Source organism: Paraburkholderia sp. MM5477-R1 (genome assembly GCF_050436385.1).
Classification (GTDB): Bacteria; Pseudomonadota; Gammaproteobacteria; order Burkholderiales; family Burkholderiaceae; genus Paraburkholderia; species Paraburkholderia tuberum.
Genome location: NZ_JBNDMC010000007.1, coordinates 739,921 through 753,954, shown reverse-complemented (window position 1 = coordinate 753,954; position 14,034 = coordinate 739,921). Strand labels below are relative to the sequence as shown.

The 14,034-nt window shown below is 65.2% G+C and carries 14 protein-coding genes; 8 read left to right on the top strand and 6 right to left on the bottom strand.

The genetic code is table 11. The annotated features are described in order from the left end of the window. Nucleotides 1-65: 65 nt before the first annotated feature. The gene (gene rpmF, locus OKW35_RS32385; protein WP_027198353.1) at nt 66-245 is read right to left on the bottom strand and encodes a 50S ribosomal protein L32; all 180 of its coding nucleotides are present in this window, start codon (nt 243-245) and stop codon (nt 66-68) included. A 102-nt stretch (nt 246-347) separates the two neighbouring features. Next, on the bottom strand, nt 348-1,004 hold the full coding sequence (locus tag OKW35_RS32380; protein WP_187612377.1) for a DUF177 domain-containing protein: 657 nt from the start codon (nt 1,002-1,004) through the stop codon (nt 348-350). A gap of 308 nt (nt 1,005-1,312) precedes the next feature. On the opposite strand from OKW35_RS32380, the gene OKW35_RS32375 reads away from it, so the two are divergent. Beyond that, a complete protein-coding gene (locus OKW35_RS32375; protein ID WP_184061403.1) occupies nt 1,313-1,930 on the top strand; it encodes a Maf-like protein in 618 nt (205 codons plus the stop codon). Continuing rightward, nucleotides 1,927-2,646 carry an SAM-dependent methyltransferase gene (locus OKW35_RS32370; protein WP_429554209.1) on the top strand — a complete coding sequence of 240 codons (720 nt, stop codon included), beginning with the start codon at nt 1,927-1,929 and terminating at the stop codon, nt 2,644-2,646. Before OKW35_RS32375 ends, OKW35_RS32370 begins: the two co-directional genes overlap by 4 nt. A 111-nt stretch (nt 2,647-2,757) precedes the next feature. Here the strand turns inward: OKW35_RS32370 and OKW35_RS32365 are convergent, their stop codons facing one another. From OKW35_RS32365 to OKW35_RS32350, 4 genes are read right to left on the bottom strand one after another with little or no spacing between them, the layout of a single operon-like run. Beyond that, nucleotides 2,758-3,759 carry a S49 family peptidase gene (locus OKW35_RS32365; protein WP_429554208.1) on the bottom strand — a complete coding sequence of 334 codons (1,002 nt, stop codon included), beginning with the start codon at nt 3,757-3,759 and terminating at the stop codon, nt 2,758-2,760. Nucleotides 3,760-3,787: 28 nt separating this feature from the next. Further along, nucleotides 3,788-4,204: a Rieske (2Fe-2S) protein gene (locus OKW35_RS32360; RefSeq protein ID WP_429554207.1), complete on the bottom strand. Its 417-nt coding sequence runs from the start codon at nt 4,202-4,204 to the stop codon at nt 3,788-3,790. Next, nucleotides 4,201-4,860 (bottom strand): HAD-IA family hydrolase, encoded by a 660-nt coding sequence (locus OKW35_RS32355; protein ID WP_184027976.1) that lies wholly within the window; start codon nt 4,858-4,860, stop codon nt 4,201-4,203. Before OKW35_RS32355 ends, OKW35_RS32360 begins: the two co-directional genes overlap by 4 nt. Continuing rightward, nucleotides 4,853-5,902: an RluA family pseudouridine synthase gene (locus OKW35_RS32350; RefSeq protein ID WP_429489705.1), complete on the bottom strand. Its 1,050-nt coding sequence runs from the start codon at nt 5,900-5,902 to the stop codon at nt 4,853-4,855. The genes OKW35_RS32355 and OKW35_RS32350 overlap by 8 nt, the downstream gene beginning before the upstream one ends. A 725-nt stretch (nt 5,903-6,627) precedes the next feature. Here OKW35_RS32350 and OKW35_RS32345 point away from each other — a divergent pair. The 6 genes from OKW35_RS32345 to OKW35_RS32320 all read left to right on the top strand — a co-directional run bounded on the left by OKW35_RS32345 (nt 6,628) and on the right by OKW35_RS32320 (nt 14,026). Continuing rightward, nucleotides 6,628-9,855, top strand: coding sequence for an Rne/Rng family ribonuclease (locus tag OKW35_RS32345; protein WP_429554206.1), 3,228 nt, complete (start codon nt 6,628-6,630; stop codon nt 9,853-9,855). A gap of 187 nt (nt 9,856-10,042) precedes the next feature. After that, complete coding sequence (gene moaA / locus OKW35_RS32340; protein ID WP_429554205.1) at nt 10,043-11,152, top strand: GTP 3',8-cyclase MoaA; 1,110 nt, start codon at nt 10,043-10,045, stop codon at nt 11,150-11,152. Nucleotides 11,153-11,163: 11 nt separating this feature from the next. Then, nucleotides 11,164-11,790 carry a molybdenum cofactor guanylyltransferase MobA gene (mobA, locus tag OKW35_RS32335; RefSeq protein WP_429554204.1) on the top strand — a complete coding sequence of 209 codons (627 nt, stop codon included), beginning with the start codon at nt 11,164-11,166 and terminating at the stop codon, nt 11,788-11,790. Nucleotides 11,791-11,851: 61 nt separating this feature from the next. Continuing rightward, a complete protein-coding gene (moeA, locus tag OKW35_RS32330; RefSeq protein WP_429554203.1) occupies nt 11,852-13,168 on the top strand; it encodes a molybdopterin molybdotransferase MoeA in 1,317 nt (438 codons plus the stop codon). Nucleotides 13,169-13,268: 100 nt separating this feature from the next. Next, a complete protein-coding gene (locus tag OKW35_RS32325; RefSeq protein WP_008923126.1) occupies nt 13,269-13,544 on the top strand; it encodes a hypothetical protein in 276 nt (91 codons plus the stop codon). Further along, nucleotides 13,544-14,026, top strand: a complete 483-nt coding sequence (locus tag OKW35_RS32320; protein ID WP_429554202.1) for an N-acetyltransferase family protein — start codon at nt 13,544-13,546, stop codon at nt 14,024-14,026. The genes OKW35_RS32325 and OKW35_RS32320 overlap by 1 nt, the downstream gene beginning before the upstream one ends. Nucleotides 14,027-14,034 lie beyond the last annotated feature (8 nt).

The following is a 14,034-nucleotide window of genomic DNA, read 5'->3' as shown; positions in this document are numbered from 1 at the left end:
ACCGGGAAAATGTCAAGCGAGCCGATCGCTACGCGAAACGCCACAGGGCGCATCGCAGTCAACGATTAGTCGTTCTTCGTCTTGACGACTTTCTTGCCGCGATAGTAGCCGTTCGGGCTAATGTGGTGACGTAGATGCACTTCGCCCGTGCTCGGCTCGACGGCCATCGGCGCTGCCGTCAGGAAATCGTGCGAACGGTGCATGCCGCGCTTCGACGGCGACTTCTTGTTTTGTTGAACTGCCATGACTAAAACTCCAAAAAATTTTCCGAATTCTAACACAGCCCGACACGGACTTAACCACTGGCCGAATGGCCAATGCGCCCGCATCGCGCCCCCTGCAACTGTTTAGCGCTTCTTGCCGCCCGGTTCGTCGCGTTTCAGACTTTCGAGCGCCGCGAACGGATTGCGCCGCTCGCTGGACTGGTCCGGCTTGCTGGCATCGCCAGCTTCTTCCTGCGCGGCCTCGTCGCCCTCGCCTTCGCTACCGTCCGTGCCCGAGACAAGGCTCTCGTGCACTTCGGGACAGACCTCGTGTTTGGGCACGAGCGGCAAGGAAAGCAGCAACTCTTCTTCGATCAAGTCGATGAGATCGAACTGGCGCGAGCCGACGACCACCTCGACTTCATCCTCGTCCAGCGGAAACTCTTCGGCTTCCGCCTCCGTATTGACGATCCGGTAAGTTGCATCGACGTTGAACGCCTGCGAATACGGCGTCAAGCACCGCTGGCATTCGAGCCACGCGGCACCGTGAATCGCCAGCCGCAGATAAGGCTGGGAACCTTCGGTGCCATCGTCCTGCAATTCCGGCTGCATCGTCCCTTCGGCCTGCCATGTGAACGCGGTGTCGCGATCTGGCGCTTCCGCCGGGACTTCGTTTAACATGCGCGGCAGTTGCGAGACGCGCACGACACCCGCGGCCTGACGCCCGCTCCGCGCAAATTCGAACAGATCGAGTTCATGCGGGTCGGACAGACCTGCAGGTTTGCCAGGATGTTGAGTCATGTGCGCTCCTGCGTCGGCAAACATGTTGCCGGGGTGATTCGCGAAGGATGATCAGATCCGCCGCGAAGATAATCCGGTGTGCGGGGCAGCCAGTGGGGCCCGCGGCCGTTGCGTTCACCCTGCCGGGCTTTCTTCAACCTTCCGACTGCCGAAAGCCGCTGAACGCGCCGAGACCCTTCAAGTGCAAGCATACCGTGAAAAGCCCAAAATCATATCCGTTTTGTCTTTTCGAGTCAAACACTTAAGCCCGTACGTACGGGAGCCTCGCGCGACCCCGTACGACCCGCCGCTCCCGTTGCCCGCAAACTATGCCTGAATCCTCCAAACGCCCGCCACGCCTGATTCTGGCGTCGAGTTCGCGGTATCGCCGCGAGTTGCTCGAACGCCTGCGCGTGCCGTTCGACGTCGTCGTGCCTGCGATCGACGAAACCCCGCTCGCCGCCGAAACGCCCGAAGCCACTGCGCTGCGCCTCGCCGAAGCCAAAGCGCGTGCGGTCGCCCAAGGCCTCGCCGCCGACGCACACGCGCTCGTGATCGGCTCCGATCAGGTCGCCACCTACGACGGCCTGCAGATCGGCAAACCCGGCACGCACGACAGGGCGCTCGCGCAATTGCAGGCGATGCGCGGCCGCGACGTGTTGTTCCACAGCGCGCTGTGTCTGTTCGACAGCGCGACGGACAGCGCGCAAACGATCGACGTGATCACCCGCGTGCGCTTTCGCGATCTGCCGGACGCGACGCTCGACGCCTACCTGCACGCTGAAACGCCGTACGACGTGGCCGGCAGCGCCAAATCCGAAGGGCTTGGCATCGCGCTGCTGGAGGCCATCCATTCCGACGACCCGACCGCGCTCGTCGGCCTGCCGCTTATCGCGCTGTCGCACATGCTGCTCGCGGCCAACTACCCGCTTTTGGGGGCCCGATGACCGGTACGCTCTATCTCATTCCCAACACGCTCGGCGAAGGCGACGCAAGCGCGCTCGATCTGGTACTGCCCGCGCCCGTACGCGCCCGCGCGGCGTTGCTGCACTATTACATTGGCGAAAACGCCAAAACCACGCGCGCGTTCCTGAAGAAAGTCGGCCCCGATCGGCCGATTCAAGAAATCGAGATTCGCGAACTGAACGTCAATACGCCGGCCGGCGAAATCGACAAGCTGCTCGCGCCGCTGCTGTCGGGCACCGATGCGGGCCTCGTCTCCGAGGCTGGCTGCCCGGCAGTCGCGGACCCGGGCGCGCTGCTGGTGCGACGCGCGCACGAGCGCGGCGTAAAGGTTGTGCCGCTGGTCGGGCCGAGTTCGATTCTGCTCGCGCTGATGGCATCGGGGCTGAACGGCCAAAGCTTCGCGTTTCACGGGTACCTGCCCGTCGACTTCACCGAGCGCGCCAAACGTCTGCGCGATCTCGAGCAGCAGTCGCGCAAGAGCAAGCAAACGCAGATCTTCATCGAAACGCCGTACCGGAATCGCGCACTGCTCGATACCTTGCTCGCAACCTGCGCGCCGTCGACGCTGGTCTGCGTGGCGGTCGATCTGACGCTGCCGAGCGAAGTGATAACAAGCCGGAGCGTCGCCGACTGGAAAAAGAAGGCGGAGATCGACCTGCATAAGCGGCCGGCGATTTTTCTGATTCTGGCGGCCTGAACGTAGACACCGGCCAGGCAACTGAGGGCGACCAGGGCCTGAAACTCAAAACGCAAAGTCCGCGCGATCGGCCAAAACCGACCGCGCGGGCGTCTTTTTAAAACTGTGGATTCAACGCAGATTCATTTTCGCGCCGAGCGCCATCGCCCGAACCGCGCCGGCGCCGATGGCCGCGCCGAACTTGCGGGCAACGCGATCCGTAATGCTCTCTTTCACCGTGTAATCGACGATATCCGGCGCCTTGAAGATCTCACGCGCGACGTAATCTGCATCGCCGAAACCGTCCGCGAGTCCAAGTTCGACGCTCTTCTGCCCCGTCCAGAATAGACCCGAGAACATGTCCGATGTCTCATGCAGACGCTTGCCGCGCCCCTCACGCACCGCGTCGATGAACTGCGCGTGGATCTGATCGAGCATAACCTGCGCATGTTCGTCCATCTTCGGCGTTTCGGGCGAAAACGGATCAAAAAAGCCTTTGTTCTCACCCGATGTGTGCAGTCGGCGCTGAATCCCCAACTTGTCCATCAGGCCGGTGAAACCAAAGCCGTCCATCAGCACGCCGATCGAACCGACGATACTCGCCTTGTCGACATAGATCTTCTCCGCCGCCGCGGCCGCGTAGTAGCCGCCGGACGCGCACATGTCGCCGACCACGACATACAGCGGAATAGACGGATATTTGCCACGCAATCGCCGAACTTCGCTGTTGATAATGCCCGCTTGCACTGGACTGCCGCCCGGGCTGTTGCAATAAAGAATCACGCCGGCTGTATCGGAATCCTCAAACGCGGAATCGAGTGCAGTGTTGATATCTTGGGCGTTCGCACTCGCATCCGTCGCGATCTCGCCATCAAGCGAAACCATTGCCGTATGACGCCCACTCGTGGCGACCCGCTCGCCCGAGAAGTTCAGCGCACCCCATACCGCCAATGCGAGCACTGCGAGGAACAGGAAGCGGAAGAAAATCCGCCAACGTCGCGAGGCGCGTTGCTCGTTGATCGCGGCCAGCGCGATGCGCTCGAGCGCGGCCCTTTCCCAGCCGGACTGGTCGGCGGGTGCACGGGAGCCGCCTCCCGAGGCAGGGTCTTTTTCGGGGGTCAAGTTGTCGGACATGCGGACAGTGGAAAATTGGAAGAGGAAATCAGCGCGTAACCGGCAGCAAATCGCCGTCAGGCAGCCAGAATACCGCACGGCCCTCGAGCGTATCGCGTTCCTCGACCTGCACGCGACGCAATCTGCCCCCGCGACACGGACCACCGACGCATTTGCCAGTATCCGGCGCGTAAATCGCGCCATGTGTCGCGCACATCAAGTATAAGCCGGACGATTCGAAGAACTGCCCTTCCTGCCAGTCGAGCTCCATCGGCACATGAGCGCAACGGTTCAAATAGCCGTAGGCGCAGCCATCATAGCGAACGAAAAACACCACGGCATCCTGCCCGCCGAGCCGCGCGTCGCGCCGGATGCCGTCGCCACCGTCGACCAGTTCGTCGGCCGCGCAAATGCGCACTGCCTGCGCAGCCGTGGCAGTAGCAGTATCCACGCCGTCGGCGCTCATGCGTTCTCCCGCAGCCAACCGGACAGATCGCTGATGCTCGACGCCACGAACTTCGGTGACATCGCATTTAGCGAATTCGCCGGATGCGCGCCATAAGTCACGCCAATGCCCGCCACGCCGGCGTTGAGCGCCATCTGCAGATCGTGTGTCGTATCGCCGATCATGACCGTGCGCGCCGTATCCTGCCCCAATTCGCGGGTGAGCTCGTGCAGCATGGCCGGATGCGGTTTCGAGAAGGTTTCGTCAGCGCAGCGCGTGCCGTCGAACAGGCTCGTCAGGCGCGCCTGGTCAAGCGCGCGATTGAGCCCGACGCGGCTCTTGCCGGTCGCGACCGCGAGCAGATAGCCGACGTCGCGCAACTCCTGGAGCATCTCGCGCACGCCGGGGAACAGCTCGGTAGTCTGGTCTTTTACAAGAAAATGAAAGCGGTAACGCTCAGAAAGCCGCGGGTAGTCGGCCGGATCGAGCGTCGGCGCGGCAATCTGCAGCGCGTCACGCAGGCCGAGGCCGATGACGTAGCTCGCGGCTTCGTCCGCGGGAACCGGCAGGCGGAGATCGCGGCACGCCGCCTGGATGCTGCGCGTGATATGCGCGGTGGAATCCATCAGCGTGCCATCCCAGTCAAACACGATCAGATCGAATTGCTCTCTAGCCATGCAAGGTCGTCTCCGGGTTGAACCCAGTGCGTAGTTCGTTGAGTTGTTCTATAAAGCCGCGGCAGTCGGCAGGCAGCGGTGCCTCCAGCTGCAGCGGCGCGCCCGTCGCAGGATGCGTGAGCTTGAGCCGGTAAGCGTGCAGAAACATCCGCTTGATGCCGGGCTTCGCGTTGGCGCGCGCAAGCGCCTTGTTCAGCGCGAAATCGCCATATTTGGCGTCACCGACGATCGGTAGTGCCAGATGCTGCAGATGCACGCGAATCTGGTGCGTACGCCCCGTCTTCAGTTCCGCCTCCAGCAGCGCATATTCAGGCCAGCGCTCGACCAGATTGAAGATCGTGTGCGAAGCGAGGCCATCGGCCTGCACGCGCACGCGGCGCTCGCCGTCGGCGGTCAGGTACTTGTGAAGTGGCTCCTTTACCGCGCGGCGGCGACCCCAGTCGCTCGCCCATTCGCCGTGCACGCACGCGTAGTAGCGCTTGTCCATCCGGTTATCGCGAATCTGCTCGTGCAGATTGACGAGCGCCGCGCGCTTCTTCGCGAGCATCAGGATGCCCGAGGTCTCTCGATCCAGTCGATGCACGAGTTCCAGGAATTTCGCCTGCGGCCGCGCCTCGCGCATCTGCTCGATCACACCGAACGCGACACCGCTGCCCCCGTGGACCGCAACGCCGGCCGGCTTGTCGATCACGAGCAGATGCTCGTCTTCGAACAGGATGTGAAAGCGCGGCGCGGGCACGGGCACGCGGGCTGCGGCCTGATTCGGCTGCGCGACGCGGATCGGCGGCACACGCACCCGATCGCCCAGTTCGAGCCGGTACTGCGCGTCGATCCGGCCCTTGTTCACGCGCACTTCACCGCTGCGCAGGATGCGATAAATATGGCTTTTCGGCACGCCCTTGCAGACGCGCAGCAGGAAATTGTCGATGCGCTGACCAGCCGAGCGGTCGTCGATTTCGATCAGCGAAACCTGGTCGCTTGAAACCGAGTCTTCGACCGCGCCTGCAACCGATCTCTGGGATGTTTTGCCTAACTCTTTCATTCTGAATATAATTTGCCCAGCAGTCCGCGACGGCCGGCGCAGTGTCCGGAATGCGGCGGATTGCGCGAGCGCAAGCGATAAACCGTTATTTTACTTGCGCCGGGGTCTGGTTGCTCGCCCTGAAAATGAGATGCAACAAGTTGCACGCACGAAGTCAGCACCCGGCAGGGACGGCGCCCGCAGGCGCGTTCGGTCAAGGTCGGCTTCGACGGTAACGGAATTTTGGTAAAAAAGAATTTAGCTTTCAGCTTCGTGATCCGGGTGGTATGACGCCCAGCTGGACGAAGCTGCAAGTCGCGAAAATACGGCGTGCGCCCAAGGCGTCTTGTAGAAAGTACAAGACATGGCGACGTCAAAAGAAGGCGAGACACCCCCAGCAGGAAAAGACGCGCCGCCTGCGCGAACTTCCCGTTGCGGCATGACCGCGGACTTCGGCCCTTCGCTCGCGCGCCCATTTGGCGCGCCGGCTTCAGAGGGCGAAGACTTATGAAGGTCTGCTGGCTAAACGCGGCGTGTCAGGCCATGATTTGAAGCCGTGTTCGCATGTGCCCTGCGGCACCGTGCCCGTTTTTTATCGGGCTGGGCCCTCTCAGGCAATTCTCCCGCCATCTTTCCCGCTCCAGCGTGTTTGTGAAAACACAATAAGACGCGGCACGCCTACTCCCCCCGCTCTCGCGACTGACAACCGCGCAGCTGGGCCGGCGAGGCCGCTCTGGAGCCGTTCAATGAAACGAATGTTGTTCAACGCGACGCAGCAGGAAGAGCTGCGCGTCGCCATCGTCGATGGGCAAAAACTCATCGATATCGATATCGAAACCGCCGGTCGCGAACAGCGCAAAGGCAATATTTACAAGGGCATCATCACGCGCATCGAGCCGTCGCTCGAGGCCTGCTTCGTCAACTACGGCGAAGACCGTCACGGCTTCCTGCCGTTCAAGGAAGTCGCCCGCCAGTACTTCCGCGATGGCGTCGACATGCGTTCCGCACGCATCCAGGACGCACTGAAGGAAGGTCAGGAACTGATCGTCCAGGTCGAAAAGGAAGAACGCGGCAACAAGGGCGCAGCCCTGACCACGTTCATCTCGCTCGCCGGCCGCTATCTGGTGCTGATGCCGAACAACCCGCGCGGCGGCGGCGTGTCGCGCCGGATCGAAGGCGACGACCGTCAGGAACTGCGCGAAACCATGGCGCAGCTGCAGCTGCCGGAAGGCATGAGCATCATCGCGCGCACGGCCGGCATCGGCCGCAGCGCCGAAGAGCTGCAGTGGGACCTGAACTACCTGATGCAGCTGTGGCGCGCAATCGAAGCCGCGTCGCAAAGTGGCACGGCCGGCCAGCCGATGCTGATCTATCTCGAATCGAGCCTCGTGATCCGCGCGATTCGCGACTACTTCCAGCCCGATATCGGCGAAATCCTGATCGACACGACCGAAATCCATGACCAGGCCCGCGCCTTCATGGACATCGTGATGCCGGACAACGTCGGCAAGGTAAAGCGCTACCACGACGATGTGCCGCTCTTCTCGCGCTTCCAGATCGAGCACCAGATCGAAACCGCGTACTCGCGCACCGTGCCGCTGCCGTCGGGCGGCGCGATCGTCATCGATCACACCGAAGCGCTCGTCGCGATCGACGTGAACTCGGCGCGCGCCACCAAGGGCGCGGACATCGAGGAAACGGCCGCGCGCACGAACCTCGAAGCCGCCGACGAAGTCGCTCGCCAGCTGCGTCTGCGCGACCTGGGCGGCCTGATCGTGATCGACTTCATCGACATGGAATCGGCCAAGAGCCAGCGCGAAGTCGAACAGCGCCTGAAAGACGCGCTCAAGCACGACCGCGCCCGCGTCCAGATGGGCAAGATCTCGCGCTTCGGCCTCATGGAGCTGTCGCGTCAGCGTCTGCGTCCGGCGCTGTCGGAAGGCAGCCACGTCACGTGTCCGCGTTGTAACGGCACGGGCCACATTCGCGATACCGAATCGTCCGCGCTGCAAGTGCTGCGGATCATTCAGGAAGAAGCGATGAAGGAAAACACCGCGGCGATCCACTGCCAGGTGCCGGTCGAAGTGACCGCCTTCCTGTTGAACGAGAAGCGCGCCGAAATCAACAAGATCGAGTCGCGTTTCAAGGTCAACGTCGTGCTGATCCCGAACAAGCACCTCGACACGCCGCACTACAAGCTCGAGCGTCTGCGTCACGACGACGCGCGCCTCGACGAGCCGCGCGCATCGTGGAAGATGGCCGAAGAAGCGGCCCGCGAACTCGAATCGGAAACCGGCTACAGCAAGCGCGCTGAGGAAGTGAAGCCGAAGCAGGAAGCGGCGGTCAAGGGCATCACGCCCGAGAAGCCGGCTCCGAGCGCGCCGGCCCGCCCGGCGGCTATCCCCGCTCCGGTCGCGGTGACGCCGGCCAGTGGCGGCTTCATCGGCTGGCTGAAGAATCTGTTCGGCATGCAGCCGGCTGCTCCGGCACCCGCGGCGCCGGCCACCACCGAGAAGCAGGCCCGTCCGCAACGCGGCGAGCGCACCGAGCGCGGTGAGCGCACCGGCGAGCGCGGCGGCGATCGCAACCGCAATCGCCGTGGCGGCGCAGGCGGTCGCGACGCGGCAGCGCGTGGCGAAGGCGTGACCGGCGGCCGTCAGGCGCAAGGTCAGCAGCCGTCGCCGCGTCGCGAGGAACGCGAAGGCCGCGAGGCACGCGAGGGCCGCGAACCGCGCGCGCCGCGTGAGCAACGCGAACCGCGTGAAGGCCGTGAACCGCGTGAGGCTCGCGAGCCGCGTGAAGCGCGTGAGCCGCGCGAGGCTCGCGAACGCGACACCCGCGGCGCCGAGCGCGCGGAAGCCGTCGAAGGCACAGCACGCGGTGAGCGTCGCGAGCGTGGCGAGCGCGCTGAACGCGTCGAGCGTGGCGAGCGTCGCAAGCCGCAGGCGGAAGCCGCCTCGGCGCTGACGCAAACCGACACGCAAGCTGCCGACGAACTGGCGCGCAACCGCGCCGCAGCGGGTGAAAACGGCGTGCCGGTCGATCAGGAAACAATCGCACGTGACGGCGAAGAGCGTCGTCGTCGTCGCCGCGGCCGTCGTGGTGGTCGTCGCGAGCGTGAAGAGGACGTGAATGGCAATCTCGCGGCGGATGTCGCGGAAGCAGAAGGCGACAACGTTGCCGCCAGCGACGAAGCGCCGGTGCGCACCCAGCAGCCGGTCGAGCACACGCCTGCAGCCAGCGAAGCGAAGGAAGTGACCCCGGTCGAAGTGGTGGTCGCCGCTGTCGCAACGGAAAGCGCCGTCGTGGCCAAACTGCATGCGGCAGCCGAAACGCCGCCTCTCGCCGCGGAAAATGCCGCGAAGACCGAAAAGGTCGTGCCGGTGGAAGAGGCCCCGGCGGCGTCGATCGAACCCGTGGCGGCGGAGCCGGCTATCGAAGCGCCAGCGCAGGCAGAGCAAGCCGCGTCGGCCGCGAGCGAACCGGTTACGCCGGCCGCTTCGGTCGAATCCGCCGCGCATGCCGAATCCCCGGCAGTCGAACCGGCCATGGAAGTGCAGCCGACCGTCCCGACCGAACCGCGAGCCGTCCCGGCTGCGCTCGACACCGCGGCTCCGGCCACGATCGTCGAGGCACCGGCAGCCGTGCCGGCACCGCAGGCCGAAATCGTCGAGCCGCAACCGGTCGTCGCAACGGAACCGGCCGTGGTCGAACCGGCGCCCGTCGCCGCGGCCCCGCAGCCGGCCCCCGTCCGCAGCGCAGCCCCCGCCGCCGCGTCGGCCGACGCCTTGCAGCCGATCCTCGAGCAGGCTGGCCTGATCTGGGTGAACACCGACGCCGACAAGCTGCGTGCCGCGCAGGAAGCGGCGGCGCAGACGGTCAAGCCGCCGCGCGTGATCCGTGAGCGCAAGGCGCTGCCGCCAGACGACCACGCGCCGATGCAACAGGTCGAAACGATCAAGCATCCGCAGTAAGCCGCGTCGTTGTTCGTGAAAAAGCCCGCCCTTTCCGGCGGGCTTTTTCTTTAGGCGATCATTTGTCGCCGCGAGCCGCGCCCGCTCCCCGTATACCCCGACAACGTCCGTCGCGCATCTGCCGCCACCGGCATTTCCGATAGAATCAAATCATCCCCGTCCGTTAAAGCACCTGACGAAGCATTTCATGTCACGACGCATCATCCCTGTTGCCGATCTCAGCGCGGCGCCGGTCATCACCGGCCCAGTGCAGACACCTAGCGGCGTGCTGCACGATGCGCTCGCGCGTCCGCTGCACGATCTGCGCATCTCGGTGACGGACCGCTGCAACTTCCGCTGCGTGTATTGCATGCCGCGCGCAGTGTTCGACAAGGACTACGCTTTCCTGCCGCACAGCGCGTTGTTGAGTTTCGAGGAGATCGAGCGGCTCGCGCAGTTGTTCGTCGCGCATGGCGTCGAGAAAATTCGCCTGACCGGCGGCGAGCCGCTACTGCGCAAAAACCTCGAATTCCTGGTCGACCGGCTCGCCCGGTTGACCACGCCTGCGGGCCGTCCGCTCGATCTCACGCTGACCACCAACGGCTCGCTGCTCGCGCGCAAGGCGCGCAGCCTGAAGGACGCCGGCCTCACGCGCGTGACCGTCAGCCTCGATGCGCTCGACGACGCGCTATTCCGCCGCATGAACGACGCCGACTTCGCGGTCGCCGACGTGCTCGATGGCATCGCCGCCGCGCACGCGGTCGGACTCGCGCCGGTCAAAGTAAACATGGTCGTCAAACGCGGTACCAACGACGGCGAAATCGTCCCCATGGCGCGTCATTTCAAAGGCACGGGCGCGGTGCTGCGCTTCATCGAGTACATGGACGTCGGCACCTCGAACGGCTGGAACATGACCGAAGTGCTGCCTTCCGCCGAGGTCGTCACGCGCATTGCCGAGCATTTCCCGCTGGTGCCGCTCGAAGCGCACAGCGCCGCCGAAACTGCGCAACGCTGGGGTTATGTCGACGGCGGCGGCGAGATCGGCGTCATTTCGAGCGTCACCCGCGCGTTCTGCGGCAATTGCACGCGCGCGCGTTTGTCGACCGAGGGCAAGCTATACCTGTGCCTGTTCGCATCGACCGGACATGACCTGCGCGCGCTGTTGCGCGGCGGTGCAAGCGATGCCGGGATCGCCACCGCCATCGCCGAAATCTGGCAGGGCCGCGGCGACCGCTACTCGCAGCTGCGCGGCAGCCAGCCGGCCGATCAGGGCGAGCCGGCCGAGCGTCGCGTGGAAATGTCCTACATCGGCGGCTGAGCGGCCGACGCATGTCCATCCCTCGCGAACAGATCACTGGCCTCGTGCTCGCGGGTGGGCGCGGCACGCGCATGGGCGGCGTCGACAAGGGGTTGCAGCCGCTGCACGGCGAACCGCTCGCCGCTCACGTGCTGCGGCGCCTCGCGCCGCAGACCGGCCCGCTGATGATCAGCGTGAACCGCCATCCCGACACCTATGCGGCGCTCGGCGCGCCATATCGCGCAACGCTCGTCGCCGACACCCTCCCCGACTTTCCCGGCCCGCTCGCCGGCATGCTCGCCGGACTGCGCGCCGCCGGCACGGCGTACCTGCTGAGCGCGCCCTGCGATTCGCCGTGGCTACCGGCCAACCTCGCCGCGCGCCTCGCGGATGCGCTCGACGCGAACCACGCCGACATCGCAACGGTCGCTACCGTCGACACCGGTGGAGAAACCTCCCTGCACCCGGTATTCGCGCTGATGCGCACCGCCGTCGCGGACGACCTGGCCGCATTTTTGGCCTCCGGCGAGCGCAAGGTCCGCGCGTGGTACGCGCGCCACAAGACGGTCGAAGTCGTCTTTGCCGACGAGCGCGCGTTCTACAATGCCAACTCGTTACAAGAACTCGCCGACCTCGAACGCAATCGGGGCCCCGGCTGACATCCGCTCCGGCCGCACGGCAACAGCCGCGCCCGTCACCGGTCGCGACGCCCAGCCATTCATGACCACGCTCAACGACTTTTCCCGCTGCGTCGCGCAGTACGATCCTCATGCGCTACCCGTCCCGGCCGCTCAGGCGATCGTCCGGCAGTGGGCGACGCCGGTCGCGGCCGTCGAGCGCCTGGCGTTGCGCGATGCACTCGACCGCGTGCTAGCCGCCGACATCGTGTCGCCGATCGACGTGCCCGCGCACGACAACTCCGCGATGGACGGCTACGCGTTCAATCACGCGGCGCTCGCGGCCGCTATGCGAGGCGGCGCGGACAGCGTCGAGCTGACGGTCGCCGGCAAGGCGCTCGCCGGTCATCCGTTCGCGGGCCGCGTCGCGGCGAACCAGTGCGTGCGCGTGATGACGGGCGCCTGCATGCCTGCCGGTTGCGACACCGTCGTGCCGCAGGAACAGGTGGAGCGCGACGGTGCGGATTCCACCTCGATCCGCTTCGCCGCCAGCGCGGCGGCGGCGGGCGCGAACCGCCGCCGCGCCGGCGAAGACCTCGCGCGCGGCCACGTCGCGCTGCATGCCGGCCGCATCGTGCGCGCGTCGGACCTCGGCCTGCTCGCGTCGCTCGGCATTGGCGAAGTCAGCGTGCGGCGGCGTTTGCGCGTCGCGTTCTTTTCGACCGGCGACGAACTGCGCTCGCTCGGCGAGCCGCTCGACGCGGGCTCGGTCTACGACAGCAACCGCTACACGCTGTTTGCGATGCTGCGGCACCTGAACATCGACGCGCTCGATCTCGGCGTCGTGCGTGACGAGCCGGCCGCGCTCGAAGCCGCGCTGCGCAGTGCCGCGGCCAACGCCGACGTGGTGCTGACTTCGGGCGGCGTGTCGGTGGGCGAAGCGGACTTCACGAAGCAGCTGCTACAGACCTTCGGCGACGTCGCCTTCTGGAGTCTCGCGATGCGTCCCGGCCGGCCGCTCGCGTTCGGCCGCCTGTGGTCCGGCGAAAAGCCCGGGCTCGGCAAACCTGCGCTATTCTTCGGCCTGCCCGGCAACCCGGTCGCCGTGATGGTGACGTTCTATCAGATCGTGCGCGAAGCGCTGCTGCTGATGGCCGGCGCGACGCCGCGGCCGCTGCCGGTGATTCACGCGACGAGCCGCGTGGCGGTGGGCAAGCGCGCGGGCCGCACCGAATTCCAGCGCGGCATCGCCGAACAGGACGCGCACGGACACTGGCACGTGAGCCCGACCGGGTCGCAAAGCTCAGGCGTGCTGAGCTCGATGAGCGAAGCGAACTGCTTCATCGTGCTCGGCCACGACGAGGGCGACATCGACGTCGGCGATCGCGTGTCGATCATGCTGTTCGACGGTCTCATCTGACGTTCCAGGCGGCGCATCGATCGCACGACATCGGCACCACAGCAGCACTTCATCGACACGCCACCCACTATCACTACTACGACACACGGGTTTGACTTACATGAAAAAACAGATCTCGTTCATCGCACCGGGACAGACGGCCAAAGCGCTGATCCTCGTGTATCTGACGTTCTCGGTGCCGATCGTGCTGCTCGGCGTGGTGGTCGCGTTCGTGCGATATGGCTCGGTCGAGCTGAGCACGGTGTTCAGCGCGCTGCTGCTGAACGCGATCCTCGGCTTCGTGCTGTTGTGGATCGCGTGCCACGCCTACAACTGGGTCGCGTCGCGCTTCGGTGGTATCGAAATCCATCTGGCCGACGCACCGGAAGAAGCGTAATGCCCGCGACGATCCGCGCCGCCAAACCCGCGGATACCGGCGCGATCTTCGCGCTCACCTACGAACTCGCGCAGTTCGAGAACCTCACGCACATCTTCGTCGCGACGAAACATAGCCTGCGCGACGCGCTGTTCGGCGCGCGGCCGTCGATCGAAGCGCTGGTTGCCGAAGACGCGGGGAGCATCGTGGGCTATGCACTGTTCTTCCACAATTTTTCGAGCTTCGCGGGCCGCCGCGGGCTCTATCTCGAAGACGTCTACGTGCAGCCCGCGCAGCGGGGCAGCGGGCTCGGCACCGCGCTTCTGCGACACGTCGCGGCGCTGGCGGTGGAGCGGCAATGCGTGCGCTTCGAGTGGACCGTGCTCGACTGGAATCAGCCGGCGATCAGTTTCTATCAGAAGATGGGGGCGACGGTGTTGCCGGACTGGCGCGTCGTGCGCGTGACGGGCGATGCGCTGGCGCGGCTGGCTGCAAGGGCGTGAATTCCAGC